This window comes from Leifsonia sp. 115AMFTsu3.1 (genome assembly GCF_004362795.1).
GTDB lineage: Bacteria > Actinomycetota > Actinomycetes > Actinomycetales > Microbacteriaceae > Leifsonia.
Genome location: NZ_SNYB01000001.1, coordinates 1,902,670 through 1,922,591 on the forward strand (window position 1 = coordinate 1,902,670; position 19,922 = coordinate 1,922,591).

23 protein-coding genes, 2 tRNA genes and 1 riboswitch are annotated in these 19,922 nt (G+C 70.3%); of the genes, 16 read left to right on the forward strand and 9 right to left on the reverse strand.

The window, feature by feature from the left end:
* Position 1 precedes the first annotated feature (1 nt).
* The 6 genes from AXZ95_RS09190 (at position 2) to AXZ95_RS09215 (ending at position 4,309) form a co-directional block, all read left to right on the forward strand.
* Positions 2 to 334 carry a spore germination protein GerW family protein gene (locus tag AXZ95_RS09190; protein WP_018190743.1) on the forward strand — a complete coding sequence of 111 codons (333 nt, stop codon included), beginning with the start codon at positions 2 to 4 and terminating at the stop codon, positions 332 to 334.
* A gap of 26 nt (positions 335 to 360) precedes the next feature.
* Positions 361 to 471: riboswitch (TPP riboswitch) on the forward strand.
* A gap of 33 nt (positions 472 to 504) precedes the next feature.
* Positions 505 to 1,134 carry an ECF transporter S component gene (locus AXZ95_RS09195; protein WP_018190744.1) on the forward strand — a complete coding sequence of 210 codons (630 nt, stop codon included), beginning with the start codon at positions 505 to 507 and terminating at the stop codon, positions 1,132 to 1,134.
* A 5-nt stretch (positions 1,135 to 1,139) separates the two neighbouring features.
* Positions 1,140 to 2,642, forward strand: a complete 1,503-nt coding sequence (locus AXZ95_RS09200) for an ATP-binding cassette domain-containing protein (protein WP_196802424.1) — start codon at positions 1,140 to 1,142, stop codon at positions 2,640 to 2,642.
* Positions 2,639 to 3,418, forward strand: a complete 780-nt coding sequence (locus AXZ95_RS09205; protein WP_018190746.1) for an energy-coupling factor transporter transmembrane component T — start codon at positions 2,639 to 2,641, stop codon at positions 3,416 to 3,418. Before AXZ95_RS09200 ends, AXZ95_RS09205 begins: the two co-directional genes overlap by 4 nt.
* On the forward strand, positions 3,402 to 4,034 hold the full coding sequence (locus AXZ95_RS09210) for a hypothetical protein (protein WP_018190747.1): 633 nt from the start codon (positions 3,402 to 3,404) through the stop codon (positions 4,032 to 4,034). Before AXZ95_RS09205 ends, AXZ95_RS09210 begins: the two co-directional genes overlap by 17 nt.
* Positions 4,031 to 4,309 carry a hypothetical protein gene (locus tag AXZ95_RS09215; RefSeq protein WP_018190748.1) on the forward strand — a complete coding sequence of 93 codons (279 nt, stop codon included), beginning with the start codon at positions 4,031 to 4,033 and terminating at the stop codon, positions 4,307 to 4,309. The genes AXZ95_RS09210 and AXZ95_RS09215 overlap by 4 nt, the downstream gene beginning before the upstream one ends.
* A 56-nt stretch (positions 4,310 to 4,365) precedes the next feature.
* Here AXZ95_RS09215 and AXZ95_RS09220 read toward each other — a convergent pair whose 3' ends face one another.
* From AXZ95_RS09220 to AXZ95_RS09235, 4 genes are all read right to left on the reverse strand, one after another.
* Positions 4,366 to 4,683: a metallopeptidase family protein gene (locus AXZ95_RS09220; RefSeq protein WP_039731272.1), complete on the reverse strand. Its 318-nt coding sequence runs from the start codon at positions 4,681 to 4,683 to the stop codon at positions 4,366 to 4,368.
* Positions 4,684 to 4,726: 43 nt separating this feature from the next.
* Entirely contained in the window at positions 4,727 to 5,794 is a 1,068-nt protein-coding gene (locus AXZ95_RS09225; protein ID WP_018190750.1) for a hypothetical protein, read from the reverse strand.
* Between the two features lie 47 nt (positions 5,795 to 5,841).
* Complete coding sequence (locus AXZ95_RS09230) at positions 5,842 to 6,621, reverse strand: hypothetical protein (RefSeq protein WP_018190751.1); 780 nt, start codon at positions 6,619 to 6,621, stop codon at positions 5,842 to 5,844.
* Positions 6,622 to 6,974: 353 nt separating this feature from the next.
* Positions 6,975 to 8,243 carry an MFS transporter gene (locus tag AXZ95_RS09235; protein ID WP_018190752.1) on the reverse strand — a complete coding sequence of 423 codons (1,269 nt, stop codon included), beginning with the start codon at positions 8,241 to 8,243 and terminating at the stop codon, positions 6,975 to 6,977.
* Positions 8,244 to 8,316: 73 nt separating this feature from the next.
* Between AXZ95_RS09235 and AXZ95_RS09240 the strand changes: the two genes are divergently transcribed.
* Positions 8,317 to 8,904, forward strand: coding sequence for a winged helix-turn-helix domain-containing protein (locus tag AXZ95_RS09240; protein WP_018190753.1), 588 nt, complete (start codon positions 8,317 to 8,319; stop codon positions 8,902 to 8,904).
* Here the strand turns inward: AXZ95_RS09240 and AXZ95_RS09245 are convergent.
* Entirely contained in the window at positions 8,901 to 9,203 is a 303-nt protein-coding gene (locus tag AXZ95_RS09245; protein WP_018190754.1) for a thioredoxin family protein, read from the reverse strand. The genes AXZ95_RS09240 and AXZ95_RS09245 overlap by 4 nt on opposite strands.
* A 95-nt stretch (positions 9,204 to 9,298) precedes the next feature.
* Here AXZ95_RS09245 and AXZ95_RS09250 point away from each other — a divergent pair, with 95 nt between their 5' ends.
* The 3 genes from AXZ95_RS09250 (at position 9,299) to AXZ95_RS09260 (ending at position 10,901) form a co-directional block, all read left to right on the forward strand.
* Positions 9,299 to 10,144: an SGNH/GDSL hydrolase family protein gene (locus AXZ95_RS09250; protein ID WP_018190755.1), complete on the forward strand. Its 846-nt coding sequence runs from the start codon at positions 9,299 to 9,301 to the stop codon at positions 10,142 to 10,144.
* A 9-nt stretch (positions 10,145 to 10,153) separates the two neighbouring features.
* A complete protein-coding gene (gene orn, locus AXZ95_RS09255; protein ID WP_026307148.1) occupies positions 10,154 to 10,777 on the forward strand; it encodes an oligoribonuclease in 624 nt (207 codons plus the stop codon).
* Positions 10,778 to 10,825: 48 nt separating this feature from the next.
* Positions 10,826 to 10,901 (forward strand) — tRNA-His (locus AXZ95_RS09260).
* A 143-nt stretch (positions 10,902 to 11,044) separates the two neighbouring features.
* Here AXZ95_RS09260 and AXZ95_RS09265 read toward each other — a convergent pair.
* Positions 11,045 to 11,117 (reverse strand) — tRNA-Arg (locus tag AXZ95_RS09265).
* A gap of 39 nt (positions 11,118 to 11,156) precedes the next feature.
* The gene (locus AXZ95_RS09270) at positions 11,157 to 12,461 is read right to left on the reverse strand and encodes an MFS transporter (protein ID WP_018190757.1); all 1,305 of its coding nucleotides are present in this window, start codon (positions 12,459 to 12,461) and stop codon (positions 11,157 to 11,159) included.
* A gap of 162 nt (positions 12,462 to 12,623) precedes the next feature.
* Between AXZ95_RS09270 and AXZ95_RS09275 the strand changes: the two genes are divergently transcribed.
* On the forward strand, positions 12,624 to 13,478 hold the full coding sequence (locus AXZ95_RS09275; RefSeq protein WP_018190758.1) for a LysR substrate-binding domain-containing protein: 855 nt from the start codon (positions 12,624 to 12,626) through the stop codon (positions 13,476 to 13,478).
* Positions 13,479 to 13,484: 6 nt separating this feature from the next.
* Here AXZ95_RS09275 and AXZ95_RS09280 read toward each other — a convergent pair whose 3' ends face one another.
* Positions 13,485 to 14,702 (reverse strand): cation:proton antiporter, encoded by a 1,218-nt coding sequence (locus tag AXZ95_RS09280; protein ID WP_018190759.1) that lies wholly within the window; start codon positions 14,700 to 14,702, stop codon positions 13,485 to 13,487.
* Positions 14,703 to 14,801: 99 nt separating this feature from the next.
* Between AXZ95_RS09280 and nadE the strand changes: the two genes are divergently transcribed.
* Positions 14,802 to 15,641: an ammonia-dependent NAD(+) synthetase gene (gene nadE, locus AXZ95_RS09285; protein WP_018190760.1), complete on the forward strand. Its 840-nt coding sequence runs from the start codon at positions 14,802 to 14,804 to the stop codon at positions 15,639 to 15,641.
* 86 nt (positions 15,642 to 15,727) lie between these two features.
* On the opposite strand, the gene AXZ95_RS09290 is transcribed toward nadE, so the two are convergent.
* On the reverse strand, positions 15,728 to 16,438 hold the full coding sequence (locus tag AXZ95_RS09290) for a hypothetical protein (protein WP_231374397.1): 711 nt from the start codon (positions 16,436 to 16,438) through the stop codon (positions 15,728 to 15,730).
* A 133-nt stretch (positions 16,439 to 16,571) separates the two neighbouring features.
* On the opposite strand from AXZ95_RS09290, the gene msrA reads away from it, so the two are divergent.
* The 4 genes from msrA (at position 16,572) to ettA (ending at position 19,922) form a co-directional block, all read left to right on the forward strand.
* Positions 16,572 to 17,096 carry a peptide-methionine (S)-S-oxide reductase MsrA gene (msrA, locus tag AXZ95_RS09295; RefSeq protein WP_018190762.1) on the forward strand — a complete coding sequence of 175 codons (525 nt, stop codon included), beginning with the start codon at positions 16,572 to 16,574 and terminating at the stop codon, positions 17,094 to 17,096.
* A 126-nt stretch (positions 17,097 to 17,222) separates the two neighbouring features.
* Complete coding sequence (locus AXZ95_RS09300; RefSeq protein WP_018190763.1) at positions 17,223 to 17,639, forward strand: single-stranded DNA-binding protein; 417 nt, start codon at positions 17,223 to 17,225, stop codon at positions 17,637 to 17,639.
* 10 nt (positions 17,640 to 17,649) lie between these two features.
* Positions 17,650 to 18,156 carry a hypothetical protein gene (locus tag AXZ95_RS09305; RefSeq protein WP_331272602.1) on the forward strand — a complete coding sequence of 169 codons (507 nt, stop codon included), beginning with the start codon at positions 17,650 to 17,652 and terminating at the stop codon, positions 18,154 to 18,156.
* 83 nt (positions 18,157 to 18,239) lie between these two features.
* Positions 18,240 to 19,922, forward strand: coding sequence for an energy-dependent translational throttle protein EttA (gene ettA, locus AXZ95_RS09310; RefSeq protein ID WP_026307150.1), 1,683 nt, complete (start codon positions 18,240 to 18,242; stop codon positions 19,920 to 19,922).

Here is a 19,922-nt window from a genome sequence, read left to right on the forward strand (position 1 = left end):
TATGACGAACATCTCGCTCAAGCTCGCGGAGACGCTCAGCGCCTCCGGCATCAAGTCGGTCTACGGCGAGCCCGTCGTCGTCGACGGGACCACCATCGTGCCGGTGGCGGCCGTCCAGTTCGGTTTCGGCGCGGGAGTCGTGGGCGAGGGCGGCGAGGACGCCCCCGGCGGCGGTGGGGGCGGCGGATGGGCCGTGCCCTTCGGCGCGTACGTCTCCGACGAGACCGGGGTCCGGTTCCGTCCGAACCTGATCACGCTGCTGGCGATCGGCATCCCGTTCGTCTGGGTGGCCGGTCACGCCTGGTCGCGCGTGATCCGCGCGCTCAAGAAGTAGCACCGTGCCCTCAGCGGACTAGTATTGGGGGCGAACACGGGAGTCCGGTGAGCCGGGCTGAGAGGAGACTTCTCCAAGTCTCGACCGTCGAACCTGATCTGGGTCATGCCAGCGCAGGGAGGCCATCTCACATCCCGTGCCCTGTTTCGCTGAATGAAAGGGCACGTCCAGTGCATGCAACCATCACCTCCACGTCCACCGGCGCGCGTTCGCGCGTCTTCCGCTGGCGCGTCGTCGACATCGTCGTCGCCAGCGTCGTCGCCGTCGCGTCCGGCGTCGTCTTCTGGGTCTGGGGCATCGTCCAGAACCCGATCTCAGAGCCCGTGGGGGCCCTCCTCCCAGGGTTCCAGGGCATCCTGAACGGCCCGTGGCTGTTCGCCGGCGTGCTCGTCGCCCTGATCGTGCGGAAGCCCGGCGCCGCGCTGTTCGGCGAGGTCGTCGCGGCGACCGTCTCGGCGCTGATCGGTACGCAGTGGGGATTCGCGACGCTGCTCTCCGGTGTGGTGCAGGGGCTTGGAGCCGAGATCGTCTTCGCGCTGTTCCTCTACGCGAACTGGCGCCTCGTGCCCGCCCTCTTGGCGGGCGCCGGCGCCGGGATCGCCGAGTCGATCCTCGACCTCCTGTACTGGTACCCCGGGTCGAAGCCCGAGTTCGCGATCACGTACGCGATCACCACGACGATCTCGGGCATCGTGGTCGCGGGCCTCGGCTCGTGGCTGCTCGTCCGCGCACTCGCGAAGACGGGGGCGCTCAGCCGCTTCGCCGCGGGCCGCGAGTCGCGGACGGCGTCGCGGGCCTGACGGCCGTGGAGTCGGGACTGACCGCCCCAGCCGGGGTCCGGGTCGACGGGTGGGGCTGGCGTTACGCCGGACGGGACGCCTGGGCGGCCCGCGGGGTCGATCTGCGGATCGAGCCGGGGGAGCGCGTGCTGCTGCTCGGCGCTTCCGGCGCGGGCAAGAGCACGCTCCTCGCGGGCCTGGCCGGTGTGCTCGGCGGGGATGACGACGGCGAGGCCGAAGGGTCGCTGACCGTCGGCGGCCGACCGCCTGCGTCGGCGCGGGGGACGGCGGGTCTGCTGCTGCAGGATCCGGACGCCCAGGTGATCCTCGCCCGGGTCGGCGACGATGTGGCCTTCGCGTGCGAGAACCTCGGGGTGTCGCGCGACGAGTTGTGGGTCCGCGTTCGGCGAGCACTGAGAGACGTCGGCCTCGACGTGCCGCTCGACCGCTCGACGAGCCAACTTTCAGGAGGTCAGAAGCAGCGCCTGGCGCTGGCCGGCCTGCTCGCCATGCGGCCCGGCCTGCTGCTGCTCGACGAGCCGACCGCGAACCTCGACCCCGACGGGGTGCTGGAGGTTCGGGATGCGGTTCGCTCGGCCCTCGACGCCACGGGCGCCACCCTGGTCGTCGTCGAGCACCGCGTTGCGGTGTGGCGCGACCTGGTGACGCGCGTCGTGGTGCTCGGGGCCGACGGCGGTGTGCTGGCCGACGGCGAACCCGGCAAGGTCCTCGCCGATACGGCCGGAGAGCTGCGGCGCGCCGGCGTGTGGCTGCCCGGTACGCCGGTGCCACGCTCGCCGTCCGTCGCCGAGGGCGCCCCGCTGCTGACCGCGCGGTCGCTGGTGTTCGGTCGCGGGCCGGCCGTGACGCGGGGCTGGAAGCGCGGGCGTCCGCCTGTCGGCGTCCCGGTCGGCCGTCCGGTCGGCGCCGACGTCCGCGAGGGTTCGGCCCTGGCGCTGACCGGAGCGAACGGAGCCGGCAAGTCGACCCTCGCGCTGACCCTCGGTGGTCTGCTGCCGCCGCTCGGCGGCGCGCTCGTCGCCGAGCCGGAGCTGGCGGCCGGAGCATCCACCGACCCGGCGATCTGGCGCTCGCGCGAGCTGCTCACCCGGATCGGCAGCGTCTTCCAGAACCCCGAGCACCAGTTCATCGCCTCCACGGTGCGGGACGAGCTCGCCGCGGGGCCCCGCGCCCTGCGGCTGGCGGCCGAGGACGTCGAGCGCCGAGTGGACGAGCTGCTCGACGGGCTCGCGCTGACCGACGTCGCCGACGCCAATCCGTTCACGCTGTCCGGAGGACAGAAGCGCCGGCTGTCGGTCGGCACCGCGCTTGCGACCCGTCCGCGCCTCCTGGTGCTGGACGAGCCCACCTTCGGTCAGGACGCGCGCACCTGGGACGGCCTCGTGCGGATGATCGCCGACCTGCGGCGGGACGGTCACGCCATCGTCGCGGCGACGCACGACGCCGAGTTCATCGAGGCCGTCGGTGCCGCCGCACTCCGCCTCGACGTCGCGGAGGTGCGCGCATGACCCTGCTGCAGCCCCTCCGCACCGGCCCGCTCGCGACGCTCAATCCTGTCGCGAAGCTGGGCGCGGCGCTCATCGTCACGGTCGCCCTGCTCCTGTCGATCGACCCGGTCTCGGCCGGCGTCGCCCTGGGGCTGGAGCTCGTCCTGCTGACGCTCGCGCGCATCCCGCTCCGCTCCGTCGTCGTGCGGACCGCCCCGGTGTGGATCGCGGCCCCGCTCGCCGGACTCACGACCGTGCTCTACGGGCAGACGTCCGGCACCGTCTACGTGCAGTGGTGGGCGGTCGAGATCAGCGACGGCTCGATCGCCCTCGGCGTGGCGACCGCCCTGCGCGTGCTCGCCATCGGCCTGCCCGCGGTGCTGCTGTTCGTCACGATCGACCCGACCGACCTGGCGGATGGATTGGCGCAGCTGGTGCGCCTGCCCGCGCGTTTCGTGATCGGCGGGCTCGCTGCTCTCCGTCTGGTCGGACTGTTCGCGGAGGACTGGCGCGCCCTGACCCTGGCGCGCCGTGCGCGCGGCGTCGCGGAGTCGGGCGCCTTCCGCCGGTTCCTCGGGCAGTCGTTCGCCCTGTTCGTGCTGTCGCTGCGCCGCGGCACGAAGCTGGCGACGGCGATGGAGGCGCGCGGCTTCGGCGCGCCCGGGACGCGCACGTGGGCGCGCCCCTCCGTCTTCCGCGGGCGCGATTGGGCCGCCCTTGTCGTCGCGGCGCTGGTCGCCGGGCTCGCGATCGCGGCGGCCGTCGCAGCGGGGAGCTGGAATGCGCCGCTCAGCTGACGACCCGATCGCCGTGCTCCGCTCAGCCGTCGCACGGGCCGTCGCCGACGCGACGAGCGCAGGCCGGACCCCGATCGTGCTGATCGACGGACCGAGCGGCGCCGGCAAGAGCACCCTCGCCGACCTCCTCATCGCGCGCTGGCCGGCGGAGGGGCGCCCGCGGCTCGTGCGCATGGACGACCTGTACCCGGGATGGGACGGCCTCGACGCCGGCAGCGAGGCGCTCGGCCGTGACCTCCTCGAGCCGCTCCGGGCGATCGGCGCGGGCAGCTGGCAGCGCTGGGACTGGGCGGGCCATCATCCGGCCGGGGTCGAGCTGGTGGCCGGCGGCGAGCCGCTCGTGGTCGAGGGATGCGGCACCCTCTCGCGCCGGAACGCCGCCTGCGCGGACCTGACCGTCTGGCTGGAAGCGGACGACGCCCTCCGCAAGGAGCGCGCACTCGCGCGTGACGGTGAGACGTTCGCGGCGGAGTGGGACCGCTGGCAGGCGCAGTTCGAGCGGTTCGTCGCCCGCGAGCATCCACGTGCCGCCGCGAACCTCGTCCTGGACGTGACGGGACTCGACCTGCCGGGTGGGATCACCGAGGTCCGATCGGGTACTACGGTGGAGTCATGACCGACGCACGACAGGACCCCGAATACATCGTCGAGTACGCCGACGGGCCGCTCGTCGGCCAGAGCGACCGCCGCTTCCTCGTGGACGGCAAGGTGGACGAGCGCATCGGCGTGATCGCCGCCGTCGAAGGCCTGGAGTCGACGTTCTGGTACGTCGCGGGCGAGGAGCGCGAGGTCGAGGGCCAGAAGCTGGTGTCGTACCACTTCGACGCTCCGGACTCCGACCCGGTGGAGGCCGACAAGGAAGACGAGTCGATCTTCGGGAACGGCGCCTGACCTCCCGCTGATGCCGGCCTCCCGCTGATTCCCGTGGGCTACGCCGGCCGTCCTGGCTAAGCCCAGCCCAGCTCGTGCAGACGCTCGTCGTCGATGCCGTAGTAGTGGGCGATCTCGTGCACGAGCGTGATGTGGATCTCGTCGCGCAGTTCGTCCTCATCGGCGCTGATCGCGAGGAGCGGCTCTCGGTAGAGCACGATGCGGTCCGGCATCTCGCCGAAGCCGTACGTGTCGCGCTCGGTGAGGGCGACACCCTCGTACAGGCCGAGCAGGTCGAGGGAGCCGTCCTCCGGGCGGTCCTCCACGACGAACACGACGTTGTCGAGGCCGTCGACCATCTCATCCGGGAGTTGATCGAGCTCGTCCGTGACCATCGCCTCGAAGGCGTCCTGGTCGAGGTCGAGCGTCACGCGCGGCTCACCACGCCTCGGCGACGGCGGCGTGGAGGTCGAGCAGCCCGGCCGTGCGCTCGCTCGGGCCGCGGCCGAACCCGCACTCGGTCGCGACGCCGAAGCGGGGCTGCGCGGTCGCGGCCGCCTGCGCCCGGCGACGCGCGCCCTCCACGCCGTCCTCGTGATGCAGCAGCCCGAGGTACAGCTCGGTCTCCACGGGGACCACGACGTCGGCGAGCGGGGCGAAGTACGCCGCGTCGTCCCGCTCGATCGGCACCGGGAGGTGCACCCAGGTGACCGGGCGCGGAGCGGCGTCGAGGATGCCGCGGAGCACCGCGGCGAGTCGCCCGGCGTCGGTGGGCTGCACGAAGTGCTGCTCCTCCACATCGCCGTAACAGAGGTGATAGCCGAGCTGCACGTCGGCGGGCACCGCCGCGGCCTGCCGGACGGCGCGCTCCACGACGCCGGCGAGCACGTCGTCGCCGAACCACGACGGCATCCGCCCTTCGAGCAGCGCGAACTCGACGGCGGTGTCCCACTGGATCGCGAGGTCGTCGTGCGGGATGCCGTCGAGGATGCGCTGCAGCTCGCCGAAGAGTGCCCGCTCGTAGGCGGGTTCGACAGCGGCGCGGTCCTCCGGCACGATGAACGGCCCGACCACGCCGGCCGGTGTCGGCAGGGACACCTGGAAGCGCACGCCCGCCGGGATCACGCCATCCTCGCGGAGGCTGCGGAACACGCCGTACGAGTCGAGAGCCGCCTCCGCATAGCCGAGGTCGGGGAAGACGAGGTCGTCGGCGGACACGCCCTCATCGAGATGGAACGGACGCGGGTCGAACACGCCGCGCAGCAGCGGCGCATCACCGGGGATGCGCGAAAGGCCGCTCATCGTGTCGAGGCGGCCCGTCTGGAACTGCACCCAGTAAAAGCGTTCGCCCACCTCGCCGTCCGGGATGCGGCGCATCCGGTCGCCGAGATGGGCGTTCACGGTGCGGAACACCGTCTCGGCGTCCGGCAGGTTGACGCTGCCGACGAGATGGGCTCCGCGGATGGAGGGGGTGGCCGGAGAGGCGGGGACGTGCTCGGTGCTCACTCGCGCGAGTCTACCGGCGGCCGCCGGCCGCCTCCCCGGCTCTCAGGTCAGTACCAGTTGACGGCCTCGGAGTGGCCCCACGCGGCGCACGGAGTTCCGTACCCGCGGGAGATGTAGTCGAGTCCCCACTTGATCTGGGTGGTGGCGTTGGTCGCCCAGTCGGTGCCGAACGACGCCATCTTGCTGCCCGGGAGGGCCTGCGGGATGCCGGTCGCACCGCTGCCGGGGTTGGACGCCTGGTAGTTCCACTGCGACTCGCGCTGCCACAGCTGCTCGAGGCACTGGAACTGGTCGGCGCCCCAGCCGTACTGGCTGGCGGCGAGGCTCGCGGCCGTCGCCTTCGCGCCCGCCGGAGTGTTGGCGTTGGCGAGAGCGGCGGCGGCAGCAGCGGCGGCCTCGGCGGCACGGCGGTCGGCCTCGGCGCCGGCGGCGGCCAAGGCGTCGGACGCGGCCTGGGTCGCCACGATGCTGTCGCGGAGGGTGTCCTCGTCGAGCTTGGTGTATCCGCTCAGGCCGGCGATCGCGGTCTTCGCCGCCGACGCGTCGGCCTTGGCCTGGTTCGCGTTGACGGTGGCCTCTGCTCCGGTCAGCGTCGTCTTCGCCTGGCGCTCGAGACGGTCGCGCACGATCGAGTCGTAGACGGAGAGCTGCTCGTGGCGCATCCCGGTGGCCTCCGAGAGCTCGCGGGTCTTCCGCTCGCTCTCCTGCTGCTGGGCCATCGCGGGGGCGAGGAGGCTGGCGCTGACCAGCACGGCGGCGGCACCGGAGACGATGCGGCCGAAGGGGATGGGACTGCTCTTGAGGGTGGTACGGAGAGAACTCAGCATGCTTTTCCTGGATCGGGCTTCCCCGCCTGACGCATGGCGACGCCGTGGGCGTCCATGCGACCGGACCGTGTGTTTTCGGGTGGTCCTGCGGGCTGACTGCCGCGCGGCACGCGCGGAAGCGCCTCGTGGACCCGTGGTCCGGAAGGCGCGGCATGCGGCGCGGGTGTGCCGGGCGTGGGAAGGGCTGCGTGTCCAGGGCGACGCCGGGGGACGTCTCAGGTTGGGGGCCTTACGGGTTCGGGGCCTGGATGCGCGCCTGCGCGGCACGGACGGCTTTCACTGCCGTCGGTAAATGACCCTAGGCGCTGTTTCTGGACGGTTCGGGCATGGATCCTGGCAAAGTCGTGTACGCGTCAACGACCTGTCGGCGAGTCGGTCGGAGCCTCCGCGCGCTCCTCGGCCTCCACCTCGGCTTCTGCCGCATCCATGCGCCGGTCGGTGACCCAGAGCATCGGGATGAGCTGCAGCACGACCAGGATGCCCATCACGAGGAAGACCCAGCGCACGCCGAAGACCTGACCGATGAGTCCGCCGGCGAGTGCGCCGAGCGGCATCGTGCCCCAGGCGAGCAGGCGGTACGCGCTGTTCACGCGCCCGAGAAGGCGCGTGGGGGTGACGCGCTGCCGCAACGAGACGGTGATCACGTTCCAGATCGAGACGGTGACGCCTCCGATCAGCATGCCCGCCGCGATGACGAAGGGGTTCGTGGTGAAGAACGGCGTCGCGACGGTGAAGAGGGAGCCGACGATGGTCAATGCGAGGCCGCGCGCCCGTCCGAGCAGGCGCTCGGCGGGCTCCGCGAGGAAGGTGCCGAGCACGCTTCCGACGGCCGACGCCGTCAGCAGCAGCCCGTATCCCGGGTCGGTCAGCTTCATGGCCGACTGCGGGCCGACGGCGTACAGCACGAACACGGTGAAAACGGCGGAGCTGGCGAAGTTGAAGACGCCCACCATGATCGCGAGCGTGCGCAGCAGCGTGCTGCGGCGGAGGAAGCGGAGGCCCTCGGCGATGTCGGCGCGGATCGTCGTGCGCTCTGGGCGATCGGCCCGGTAATGCCCGCGGACGAGCAGCAGCATCCCGATCGCCGCGAGCCACAGCATGACGGGCGCGCCGAACGCGAGTGCGACACCGGTTGCCACCAGGAAGCCTCCGAGCGGAGGGCCGACGAACTCGTTCGCGGTCAGCTCTGCCGCGTAGAGGCGCCCGTTCGCCCGGGAGAGGCGGTCGCGCGAGACGAGCTGCGGCAGGATCGACTGGGATGACGTGTCGTACACGGTCTCCGCGACGCCGATGCAGATCGCCGCCGCGTACAGCATCCAGATGGACCCGATCCCGGTCAGCGTGGCCACCGTCAGGAAGGCGAGGAAGAGCGCGCGGGCCGCGTTCGCGACGAGCATCAGGCGCCGGCGATCCAGCCGGTCGGCGAGCGCTCCGGCCGTCAGTGCGAACAGCAGCCAGGGGAGGGTGAAGGCGAACGTGAGGCCGGCGATGATCGCGGGGGAGTCGGTGTAGCGGATGGCGACGAGTGGCAGTGCGACCTTCATCACGCCGTCGGCGAGGTTCGAGAGGCCTGCCGACGTCCACAGCTTCCAGTAGCGTGCGCCGAGTCCGTTCGCGGTCATACGGCAAGGGTTGCACAGTGATTGAGAAAACTCAATCGATGGATGAAACCCCAATCCGCGCTAGAGTCGGAGCGTGACCGACGAAGCCAGCGTTGACGCAGGACCGGACGCCAAGCGCCGCCCGGCGACGCCGCAGGAGCTCAAGGCCCTGTCGCATCCGCTGCGCGTGCGTATTGTGCGCCTCTGCGGCGACCGCGAGCTCACCAACAAGCAGCTGGCGGACCGTTTGGGCGTCGACCCGGGCACCGCGTACTACCACGTGCGCCAGCTGGTCGACGCGGGGTTCCTGGAGCCGGCGGAGGTGCGGACGGGGGCGACGGGCGCTCTCGAGAAGCCCTACCGCTCCACCGGGCGGACCTGGTGGCTGTCGGTCCCTCTGGAGGACCTCGACCTGAGCGACGGCTTCGCGCCGGTGGATGCGTTCCAGCAGGAGCTCGCCGAGGCCGGTCCCGCATCCATCGCGACGTACGCCCGCTTCTCTCTGCATCTCTCGCCTGAGGATGTGGCCGAACTCGACCGGCGCATCGTCGCCGTCATCGACGAGTACGTGGAGACCGACGCCGAGCGGCGGCACCTGCCCGCGCACGGCGGGCTGTTCCTGCTGCACAGGACGGCCTCCCCGGCCGACGATGAGGGAGAGGACGCGGGAAAGGCGCCCTAGAGCGCCGTCGCGGCGGCCGCGAGCACCTGCGCCAGGGTCGGCACGCCCTCCGCGCGGAAGACCTCCGTGCCGTCCGGCGCTTCGACGATCACCGTCGGGGTGGAGCGGATGCGGTCGTGCTCGGCGCGCTCCAGGTTGCGTGCCACATCCAGCTCGGTCACCACGATCCGCGGCGCGAGTCGCGTCGCCTCGGCGAGCACGGCACGCGTCTGCATGCACGGCTCGCAGAAGGCGGACGTGTAGAGAGTGAGCTGCGCCTTCCCGGTGACCTCCGGGACAACGGCCGGTGTCGAATCCACACCGTCAGTGTACGTCCGGGGAAATCGCGGCGACGATCGCGCGGTGCGGGCCGTCGGCGCCACCGCCGAGGGAGCGGGACCAACAGAATCGTCCCGTGAGCCGAACGACCTTCACGCGCTACGTCGCCCTCGGAGACTCGCTCACCGAGGGCCTCTGCGACCGCGCCCCCGGGCACGCGGACGCCTTCCTCGGCTGGGCCGACCGCCTGGCCGGCATCCTCGACGGCGACGCCCGGCTCGCCGGCGCCTCGCTGGAGTTCGCCAACCTGGCCGTGCGCGGCCGCCGCATCGCGGACGTGGTGGATGCGCAGATCCCGCACGCGCTCGACCTGCGGCCCGACCTCGTCTCCGTGATGATCGGCGGGAACGACCTGATGAGCCCTGCGGCCGACCCGGACGCGCTCGCCACCCGGCTGGAAGCGGGCATCCGCGACCTCCGGGCCGCGGGGACGACCGTCCTGCTCGCCAACATCTTCGATCCGCAGTTCGCCTTCTTCCTCAAGCCGTTCCGCGGGCGCGCGGCCGTTTTCAACGCGAACATCTGGAGCATCGCGCGGGATCAGCGCGCGATCGTGCTCGACGTGTGGGGCGTCCGCGAGTTCCGCGACCCGGCGATGTGGGCATCCGACCGCGTGCACCTGAGCACGCGCGGCCATCGGCTGCTCGCCTCGCAGGCCGCCCACGCCCTGGGGGTGCCGTACGCCGAGGTGAGCGGGCCGGAGACGACGGTCGCGCCGGAGGCGACGGCGCCGGTGCCGCCCGACTCGGTGCCGTTCCGGACCTGGCTGCGGGTGTACGCCATCCCGTGGATCGCCCGGCGGGTGCGGCATGTGTCGACCGGCGACGGGATGGGGCCGAAGCTCCCAGTGCCGCAGCGGGTCGACTTCGGGGCACTGGCAGCGGGTTCGGGTCTGTCCGGGGGTGTCGGGGGCCAGCATTAGACTCCTGTTATGGCTACTTCCTCGGATCGACTGGTCTGGATCGACTGCGAGATGACCGGCCTCGACCTCGAGGTCGATGAGCTCGTCGAGATCGCGGTGGTCATCACCGACTTCGAGCTGAACGTGCTCGACCCCGGTCTCAGCATCGTCATCAGGCCCGACGACTCCGCGCTCGAGAACATGGGCGACTTCGTCCGGCAGATGCACACTACCTCGGGCCTGATCGAGGAGATCCCGAACGGCAAGAGCCTCGCCGAGGCCGAGTACGAGGTGCTCGAGTACGTGCTGAAGTTCGCACCGACCGCTCGGACGGCCCCCCTCGCCGGCAACACGATCGGCACCGACCGCATGTTCATCGCCAAGTACATGCCGCGGCTCGACAACCACCTGCACTACCGCAACGTGGATGTGTCCTCGATCAAGGAGCTCGCCCGCCGCTGGTTCCCGCGCATCTACTTCAACGCCCCGGAGAAGAACGGCGGCCACCGGGCGCTCGCCGACATCCTCGAGTCGATCCGCGAGCTCGACTACTACCGCTCGGCCGCGTTCGTCGCCCCGCCCGGGCCCACCACGGAAGACACCCAGGCGCTGGCCGCGGGCGTGGTGGAAAAATGGGCTCCCCGCATGTACTAGAATCGATGAGTTGCTTCGGTCGATCCGCGTGATCGGCGAGGCGCCGTGGTGGGTATAGCTCAGTTGGTAGAGCGCCTGGTTGTGGTCCAGGAGGTCGCGGGTTCAAGCCCCGTTACTCACCCCACACAGGGCCGGACTCCCAAGTCCGGCCCTTTTTTCGCATCCCCACGCCCCCACCGTCGAGTCCGCAAACTTTGCACGCTCGGGGCGCCGAAAACGTACAAAGTTCGTGTACTCGACGGTGGGGGATGCGCAGAGGAGTGAGGGTGCCCCCGGCAGGAATCGAACCTGCGACCAAGAGATTAGAAGGCTCCTGCTCTATCCGCTGAGCTACGGGGGCGTCGAGTCAACGATACCGGAGCGCTCCGCTGCCGCCGCGTCAGAGCGTCTGGCCGGTCTTCCCCGCGCGGGTGACGATCGCGATCACGGGGCGCCGTCCGCGGAGGCCGAAGCGGAGGCGGAGGCTCGCCTGCCGGGCGATGAGCACGGCGACGACGGCAGCAGCCGCGGCGGGCACGAGCCCAGAGATCGCCATGGCGACGTGCGGGCCGACCTGCTCCACGATCCACCCCATCAGCGGGCCGCCGAGGGCCTGGCCGCCGAGCAGCACGAGGATGTACAGCGAGATCACGCGCCCGCGGATCTGCACGTTCGACGACATCTGCACCAGCGAGTTGGCCGCGGTGATGAAGAGCAGGTTACCGACCCCGATGGCGACGAGCAGCAGCCCGAAGGCCAGCTCGCCCGGCGCGAATCCGGCGAGTGCCTGCACGATCCCGAGGGCTGCGGCGGTTCCGACGACCATGGACAGCCGGACGCTGGTCCGCCGCGTCGAGGCGAGTGCGCCGGTGAGCGCGCCGGCGGCGACGAGCGCGTTGAACATCCCGTAGCCCTGCGCGCCGACGTTGTAGACGTCGTTCGCGTAGGCGGCGAGGAACACGGGCATGTTGAAGGCGAACACGGCGACAACGGCGACCATGACGATCGTCCAGAAGATCACCGGCTTGCGGCGCACGTACCGCATCCCCTCGGCGAGCTGCCCCTTGCCGCGGGGAGCCGCGGGCGACGCGTGCAGCTCCGACCGCTTGAGCGTCGCCACGGCGAACACCACGGCCAGGCACGCGACGGCGTTGATGGCGAACGACCATCCGCCGCCCACCGCGGTGATGAGGATGCCGCCGACGGCCGGCCCGATGAGCCCGCCGAGCTGGAAGATCGACGAGTTGAGGCTGATCGCATTGCGCAGGTAGCGCGGACCGACGAGCTCGTTGACGAACACCTGACGTGCCGGGTTGTCCACGACCGTGACGAGACCGAGCGTGAACGAGATCGCGTAGACGTGCCAGACCTCGATGGCGCCGGTCAGCGTGAGCACGGCGAGTAGCGCCGCCAGCGCGGCCGCGCACGACTGCGTGATGACGAGCAGCCGCTGCTTGGAGTAGCGGTCGGTGATCACTCCGCCCCAGAGACCGAAGAGCAGCATCGGCGTGAACTGCATGAACACGGTGACGCCGACGGCGGCGACGCTTCCGGAGAGCTGCAGCACCAGCCAGTCCATCGCGATGCGCTGCATCCACACCGCCGTGTTGGCGACCAGGTTGCTCGCCGCGAACCGGCGGTAGTTCGGCACCCGCAGCGAGGCGAACGTCTCGCGCCACGGTGGCCGGGTGGAGAGGACCGGCATGGGTCCGGTGGGCGGGGCGGCTGCGGGGGAGTGCGCCACTGCGTGTTACCTCGATGTCGTCGCTGGTTCCGTATGAAGTCTCCCTTCGACATTACGCAATCCGGACTATTCTTGGTGCCGATCACGGCTATAAGTCCCATTGGCTTTTCGAATGGATGCGGAATGTTCGACCCGGTACTGCTGCAGACCTTCCTCGCCGTTGCGGACACGCGGAGCTTCACCAAGGCCGCCGGGCGGCTGGGCATCAGCCAGCCGACCGTGAGCCAGCACATCCGCAAACTCGAGCAGGCGGCGAAACGTCAGCTCATCGCCCGCGACACGCGTGAGGTGCGGCTGACGGACAACGGGGATGCGATGGCCGGCTTCGCCCGCACCATCCTGGCCGCGCACGCCGAGGCGGAGAGCTACTTCAGCGGGTCGGCCATGCGCGGGCGCCTGCGCTTCGGCGCGGCCGACGATCTCGCGATCACGACGCTCCCGCGCATCCTGCGACATTTCCGCCAGCAGAACCCGCAGATCAACCTCGAGCTGACCGTCGACCAGTCCGGCCCGCTGCACCGCAAGCTGAAGGCAGGCCAGCTCGACCTCATCTTCATCAAGCAGACGCCGGGCACGACGGAGGGTGCGGTCGTGGCGACCGACGAGCTGGTGTGGATGGGGCAGGAGAAGACCGTGCTCGATCCGGACGGGCCCGTGCCGCTCATCTCGTACCAGGGTCCGAGCCTCAGCCGTCAGGTCGCGATCGACGCGCTGGAGGCCGCAGGACGTACCTGGCGGATCACGTGCAACACCCGCGAGGTGAACGGCGTGCTCGCCGCGGTCCGGGCGGGAATCGGCGTCGCGGTCTTCCCACGGTCGCTCATCCCCACCGATCTGATCAAGGTGACGAACCGCTTCGGGCTGCCGGAGCTCGGCCACGTCGACTTCACGCTGCTGTCCAACCCGTCGGCCGCTCGGGAGCCGGTGGATGCGCTGACCACCGCGATCCTGGCCCGCGCCGTCAGCCGCGTGGCCTGAGCCGGCTCAGCCTTCGATCGGCACGGCGTCCGGATCGGACGGCCGCACGCCGCCGTCCGCCGACTTTCTGCGGAGGGTCAGCGCGATCAGCGGGAAGAGCAGCACCGACAGCATCCCCGCTCCGACCAGGGCCGTCGCGGTCCCGACCTGCAGGTCGTGCTCCCGCACGCCGATCGCGGTCACCGCGACGATGATCGGCAGCCCGGTCGCGCTGAACAGCGTCAGTGCCGCCCGGTCGCGGAACGTCGAACCCGGTGGCACGAGGAACGACGCAGGGACACCGCGCAGAAGGAGCAGCAGGACGAGGAAGATCGGCAGCAGGATCAGTGCCCGCGGGTCTCCGAGCAGGGCCTTCAGGTCGAAGCCGATACCCGTGTTGATGAAGAACACCGGCACCAGCACGCCGAAGGCGACCGCCTCCAGCTTGCTCTCGATGTGATGCGCGTCCTCCGGCTTCGCTCCGGAGAGCAGGATGCGGCAGAGCACCCCCGCGACGAACGCGCCGAGCAGCATGTCGAGTCCGAGGGCGATGCTCAGCCCGACGAGGGCCGCGATGACGCACACCACGAACCGTACGGCGAACTGTCCGCTGGTGTGCAGCGTCGCCCGGACGAGACGGTGGAAGCGCTCGTGACCGCCGCGGGAGGCGAACCAGATCGCAGCGCCGGCGATCACGGCGAACCCGATCAGCACGAGCGCGGCGGCGAGCGGTTTCCGGCCGCTGAGGAACAGCGAGATCGCGAGCAGCGGGCCGAACTCGCCGACGGCGCCGACCGCGGTGACGACGCGTCCGAACGGCGTGTGCATCTCCCCGGCGTCGCGCAGCACCGGCATCAGCGTCCCGAGGGCCGTCGAGGTGAGGGCGATGCCGACGTAGACCCCGGGGACGATCGATCCGGCGATGAGCGTGGCGAGCACGATCGCGAATACGAGCGAGAACAGCCATCCCAGGGATGCTCGCCGCAGCGGCCGGCCGGCGATGGCCGGAAAGTCGATCTCGTTGCCCGCCATGAAGAACAGGAAGGCCAGGCCGAAGTTGGCGATCGCATCCAGGCCGGCCGTCTCCGGCACCCAGCCGAGGACGCTGGGGCCGATGATCAGGCCGAGGACGATCTCGAACACCACGAGCGGGATCTTTACGAACCGCCCGACCGCCGTGGTGAGGAGCGCGGCCAGGACGCCGAGGAGGGGGACGAGCACGACGCTCGATACGGCGGGTTCCATGGGCGCATGGTAGCGACCGGCACGGCGTTCGCGGCAGACCGTTCGTGGGAGAACGGGCGCGTTCACATGGGCGAAACCGGACGGGGATAATCTGACGTCATGCGCGAACTTCAGGCACAGATCATCGAAGAGCTGCACGTCCGTCCGGAGATCGACCCGGCCGCCGAGATCGAGCGACGCGTCGGCTTCCTGGTCGACTACCTCCGGTCGACGGGTGCGGCCGGTTTCGTCCTCGGCATCAGCGGTGGCCAGGACTCCAGCCTCGCCGGGCGGCTCGCCCAGCTGGCGGTCGAGCGTCTCGCGGCGGAGGGGACGGACGCCGACTTCATCGCGGTCCGTCTGCCCTACGCAGTGCAGCGGGATGAGGAGGACGCGCAGCTGGCGCTGTCCTTCATCCAGCCGAAGAACTCGGTCGTCTTCAACATCCAGCGCGGCACCGACGGCGTCGAGGACGAGTACGCGGATGCGCTCGGGGAGCCGATGACCGACTTCGTGAAAGGCAACGTGAAGGCGCGCATCCGCATGGTCGCCCAGTACGCGATCGCCGGCCAGCGCACTCTGCTCGTGATCGGCACGGACCACGCGGCCGAGGCGGTGACCGGTTTCTTCACCAAGTACGGCGACGGCGGCACGGACATCCTCCCGCTGAGCGGCCTCACCAAGCGGCAGGGCAAGCAGCTGCTCGCGCACCTGGGTGCGCCCGCCCGGCTGTACGAGAAGGCGCCGACGGCCGACCTGCTCGACCTCAACCCGGGTCAGACCGACGAGGACAACCTCGGGCTGACGTACGTCGACATCGACGACTTCCTGGAGGGGAAGGATGTGTCGGACGAGGTCGCGGAGGCGCTGGAGGCGCGGTACCGGGCGACCGAGCACAAGCGGCAGCCTCCGGCGAGCATGTTCGACTCGTGGTGGGGCGAGACCGCCTACAGCCGCTGAGCTGTCCGAGGAACGACGAAGGGCGCCGGCGTGATGCCGGCGCCCTTCGTGTCGGGTGGAGTGCGTTGCCGCCGAAGCGGAGGCCGTCAGACGGGCTGGCCCAGGCGGCTGGTAGGCGACGTGTCCTGCTGCTGAGCGCCGGCCGCCGCGGTCTGGACGAACGGGTTCGTCTCGGCGGTGTCATCCCGCGTGGGCGCAGTCGCTGCGGGAGCCGCCGCGGTCGCCGGTGCGGCGTACTGCTCGTGGTGCTGCTGGGCGACCCAGGCATCCTGTTGGGCGATCAGCGAGCGCTCGGTGTCGGTGTTCTCGAACCGCCACCGCTCGAGGTCGCTCTGGAAGATGCGGCGGGCGCGGCGCGGGTTGTTCTGCCACTCGAGCAGGCGGTCGCGGAACTCCGCGATCGCGGGATCGAGCTGGTAGCCGAAGGTGGCCGACGCGCGCTTCATCTCGGCGAGCTGGTGGCCCGCCCAGGTGGCCGCGAGGCCTGCCGTCTTGATCGGGAGCAGCCGGACCATGATGTCGGCCTGGCCGACGGCGCGGTCGGAGAGCACCTGCTCGGCCGGGGTGAGGGAGTTCCAGACGGAGGCCTCGGTCGCGGCGTCGACGAGCGCGGCGATCGCGGACGCCTTCTGCTGGCGGTCGGTGCGGGAGAGGAGTCCCTTGAGGGCGCCTCGGGCGATCCATGCGGAGATCAGGCCGGAGACGATCACGGCGACCGCGAGGACCGCCGCGTAGAAGATCGCCGGGCGCGCGGCCGGCGACGTGAGCCAATCGACGAAGTCATTCCACCACTGCATGCCGTGATGGTAGCCGCGGTTGTCCACCTCGCCGCGGACCCTCCCCGTCGTGTCGTCAAACGGGCACGGCGTCCGCCGCGCACGACCTCCGCGCCGCGCGGCAGAATGGAGACGACGATCGAAAGGGGACCCCATGCAGACCTTCGTGCTGGCAGGCGGATGCTTCTGGTGTCTGGATGCCGTGTACCGCGTGCTCCGGGGCGTGCGGGATGTCGTGTCCGGCTACACCGGCGGGACGACCGTCGACCCGACCTACGAGGAGGTGTGCACCGGCCGCACCGGCCACGCGGAGGCGGTGGCGGTCACGTTCGACCCCGAGGTCATCCCGCCGAGCGTCATCCTCGACGTGTTCTTCACGCTCCATGATCCGCGCCAGCTGAACCGGCAGGGCAACGACATGGGCACCCAGTACCGCTCGGCGATGTTCTACGACAGTGAGCACCAGCGCGAGCTGTTCGAGGGTGCGCGCGACCGCGCTGCCGAGTACTGGGACGGCGGGATCGTGACCACGATCGACCCGCTCGGACCGTTCTACCGCGCCGAGGAGTACCACCAGGACTTCTTCGCGAAGAACCCGGGCCAGGGGTACTGCCTCGCCGTCGCCCTGCCGAAGGTGAACAAGATCCGCGCCTCCTACGCGGACTACGTGGCGGCCTGAATCCGTCCACCACTTCCGGGTTCCGCCCGTTCTCCACAGATCCGCCGATCCCCGGCCGCCGACGTACGCGACCGGCGAGGCTGGGGCTGTGCCCGCCGCAGGAGCGGGCGCAGAGAAGAGGAGAACATGTCCGACACCGTGGCCGTCCGCGGCTTCGTCGCCACCGAGCCCCGTCACCTCGTCACCGAGGGCGGCGTGCCGATCACGAGTTTCCGGCTCGTCACCACGCACCGCCGCTACAACCGCCAGGCGTCCTCCTGGGAGGACGGCGGCAGCAACTGGTACACCGTGAGCGCCTTCCGGCGTCTCGCTCTGGGCACCGCGGAATCCATCACGAAGGGCGATCCCGTGCTGGTCGCCGGGCGGCTGTGCCTGCGCGAGTGGACGGGCGAGAAGCAGGGCATGACGGTCGAGATCGAGGCGGAGTCGATCGGGCACGACCTCACCTGGGGGCGATCGCGGTTCACGCGGGCGGCCGGAGCGGATACCGACGGTGATCCTGTATCGCCACCTCCCGAGGGAATCCCAGCGGCGGCACCCTAAGATGCCGGATATGCCGTCTTCCGTGGTCCGCCGGGCTGGTTCGCCCGCCGCGTCAGCTCTCACCCTGGTGGCCGGACTGACCGTTGCGCTCGCCCTCGCCGGGTGCACGGGCTCCACGCCGAAGGCGTCTGCGACGCCCACCGCGACACCGGTGGCGACCAGCACGGCCACGCCCACCGCGACCGCAGGTCTGGTGCCGGGCGGGACGGCGCAGGAGAACCTCGCCTACTTCGACACGGTGAACCACGCGACGCTCGCTGCGAACCCGAACGCCCAGGGTCGTGACTTCATCGACGCGCTCGTCAAGGCCGGTTTCACCAAGGCCGACATGCAGGTGACCGTCGACACGACGACCATCGGGCTCAAGGCGAACTCGATCCAGTTCTCGGTGCGGATGGGCGACAGCTGCCTGATCGGCCAGAACGGCGCCGACGCGGGCGGATACTCCAGCATGGTGACGCCCGTGCTGTCCACCGGGAACTGCCTCATCGGGCAGACCCGTCCGATCGACTGGTAGGGCCGGAGCCGCCCGGGAGGCGGCGCAGGGCCGGTATCCTCGAATACGGCAGTAAGCCGACGACAGGGAGTTGAAGAAGAAGAGTGGCCGAATACATTTACTCGATGGTGCGCGCCCGCAAGGCGGTCGGCGACAAGGTGATCCTCGACGATGTCACGATGGCGTTCCTGCCGGGAGCGAAGATCGGCGTCGTGGGTCCCAACGGCGCCGGTAAGTCCACCATCCTGAAGATCATGGCCGGTCTGGACACGCCCTCCAACGGCGACGCCAAGCTCAGCCCCGGCTACACGGTCGGCATCCTCATGCAGGAGCCCGAGCTCGACGAGGACAAGACCGTGCTCGAGAACGTCCAGGAGGGCGTCGGAGAGATCAAGCAGAAGGTCGACCGCTTCAACGAGATCTCCGGCCTGCTCGCCGACCCGGACGCCGACTTCGACACGCTCCTCGCCGAGATGGGCACGCTGCAGGAGCAGATCGACGCAGCCGACGCCTGGGACCTCGACTCCCAGCTCGACCAGGCGATGGATGCGCTCCGCTGCCCGCCGGGGGACTGGCCGGTCCACACGCTCTCCGGTGGTGAGAAGCGCCGTGTCGCGCTCTGCAAGCTGCTGCTGCAGAAGCCGGATCTCCTGCTCCTCGACGAGCCCACCAACCACCTCGATGCCGAGAGCGTGCTCTGGCTCGAGCAGCACCTGGCCAAGTACCACGGCGCCGTTCTCGCCGTGACCCACGACCGGTACTTCCTCGACCACGTGGCCGAGTGGATCGCCGAGGTCGACCGCGGTCACCTGTACCCGTACGAGGGCAACTACTCGACCTACCTCGAGAAGAAGCGCGAGCGCCTCGAAGTCCAGGGCAAGAAGGATGCGAAGCTGGCGAAGCGCCTCTCCGAGGAGCTCGACTGGGTGCGCAGCAACGCCAAGGGTCGCCAGGCCAAGTCGAAGGCCCGTCTGGCCCGCTACGAGGAGATGGCAGCCGAGGCGGAGCGCACGAGGAAGCTCGACTTCGAGGAGATCCAGATCCCGCCGGGCCCGCGCCTCGGTCAGATCGTGATCGACGCGAAGAACCTCGAGAAGGGCTTCGGCGACCGCAAGCTCATCGACGGCCTCACGTTCACGCTGCCCCGCAACGGCATCGTCGGCGTCATCGGCCCGAACGGTGTCGGAAAGACGACGCTGTTCAAGACGATCGTCGGCCTCGAGCCGCTCGACGGCGGAGACCTGAAGGTCGGCGAGACCGTGCAGATCTCCTACGTCGACCAGACGCGTGGCGGCATCGATCCCAACAAGAACGTCTGGGAGGTCGTGTCCGACGGGCTCGACTACATCCAGGTCGGCAAGACCGAGGTGCCGTCGCGGGCCTACGTCTCCACCTTCGGCTTCAAGGGACCGGACCAGCAGAAGAAGGCGGGCGTGCTCTCCGGTGGTGAGCGCAACCGTCTGAACCTCGCCCTCACCCTGAAACAGGGCGGCAACCTGCTTCTCCTCGACGAGCCGACCAACGACCTCGACGTCGAGACGCTGTCCAGCCTGGAGAACGCGCTGCTCGAGTTCCCCGGCTGCGCGGTGGTCATCACCCACGACCGGTGGTTCCTCGACCGGATCGCGACCCACATCCTCGCCTACGAGGGCACCGAGGAGAACCCGGCCGACTGGTACTGGTTCGAGGGCAACTTCGAGGCGTACGAGGAGAACAAGGTCGACCGTCTGGGCCCCGACGCCGCGAAGCCCCACCGCTCCGCGTACCGCAAGCTCACGCGCGACTGA

Coding starts and splice junctions, on each gene's coding strand:
- AXZ95_RS09190 (WP_018190743.1), top strand. CDS start 2: ATGACGAACATCTCGCTCAAGCTCGCGGAGACGCTCAGCGCCTCCGGC.
- AXZ95_RS09205 (WP_018190746.1), top strand. CDS start 2,639: ATGACCCTGCTGCAGCCCCTCCGCACCGGCCCGCTCGCGACGCTCAAT.
- AXZ95_RS09210 (WP_018190747.1), top strand. CDS start 3,402: ATGCGCCGCTCAGCTGACGACCCGATCGCCGTGCTCCGCTCAGCCGTC.
- AXZ95_RS09215 (WP_018190748.1), top strand. CDS start 4,031: ATGACCGACGCACGACAGGACCCCGAATACATCGTCGAGTACGCCGAC.
- AXZ95_RS09220 (WP_039731272.1), bottom strand. CDS start 4,683: ATGGTCACGGACGAGCTCGATCAACTCCCGGATGAGATGGTCGACGGC.
- AXZ95_RS09230 (WP_018190751.1), bottom strand. CDS start 6,621: ATGCTGAGTTCTCTCCGTACCACCCTCAAGAGCAGTCCCATCCCCTTC.
- AXZ95_RS09235 (WP_018190752.1), bottom strand. CDS start 8,243: ATGACCGCGAACGGACTCGGCGCACGCTACTGGAAGCTGTGGACGTCG.
- orn (WP_026307148.1), top strand. CDS start 10,154: ATGGCTACTTCCTCGGATCGACTGGTCTGGATCGACTGCGAGATGACC.
- AXZ95_RS09270 (WP_018190757.1), bottom strand. CDS start 12,461: ATGCCGGTCCTCTCCACCCGGCCACCGTGGCGCGAGACGTTCGCCTCG.
- AXZ95_RS09275 (WP_018190758.1), top strand. CDS start 12,624: ATGTTCGACCCGGTACTGCTGCAGACCTTCCTCGCCGTTGCGGACACG.
- AXZ95_RS09280 (WP_018190759.1), bottom strand. CDS start 14,702: ATGGAACCCGCCGTATCGAGCGTCGTGCTCGTCCCCCTCCTCGGCGTC.
- nadE (WP_018190760.1), top strand. CDS start 14,802: ATGCGCGAACTTCAGGCACAGATCATCGAAGAGCTGCACGTCCGTCCG.
- AXZ95_RS09290 (WP_231374397.1), bottom strand. CDS start 16,438: ATGCAGTGGTGGAATGACTTCGTCGATTGGCTCACGTCGCCGGCCGCG.
- msrA (WP_018190762.1), top strand. CDS start 16,572: ATGCAGACCTTCGTGCTGGCAGGCGGATGCTTCTGGTGTCTGGATGCC.
- AXZ95_RS09300 (WP_018190763.1), top strand. CDS start 17,223: ATGTCCGACACCGTGGCCGTCCGCGGCTTCGTCGCCACCGAGCCCCGT.
- AXZ95_RS09305 (WP_331272602.1), top strand. CDS start 17,650: ATGCCGTCTTCCGTGGTCCGCCGGGCTGGTTCGCCCGCCGCGTCAGCT.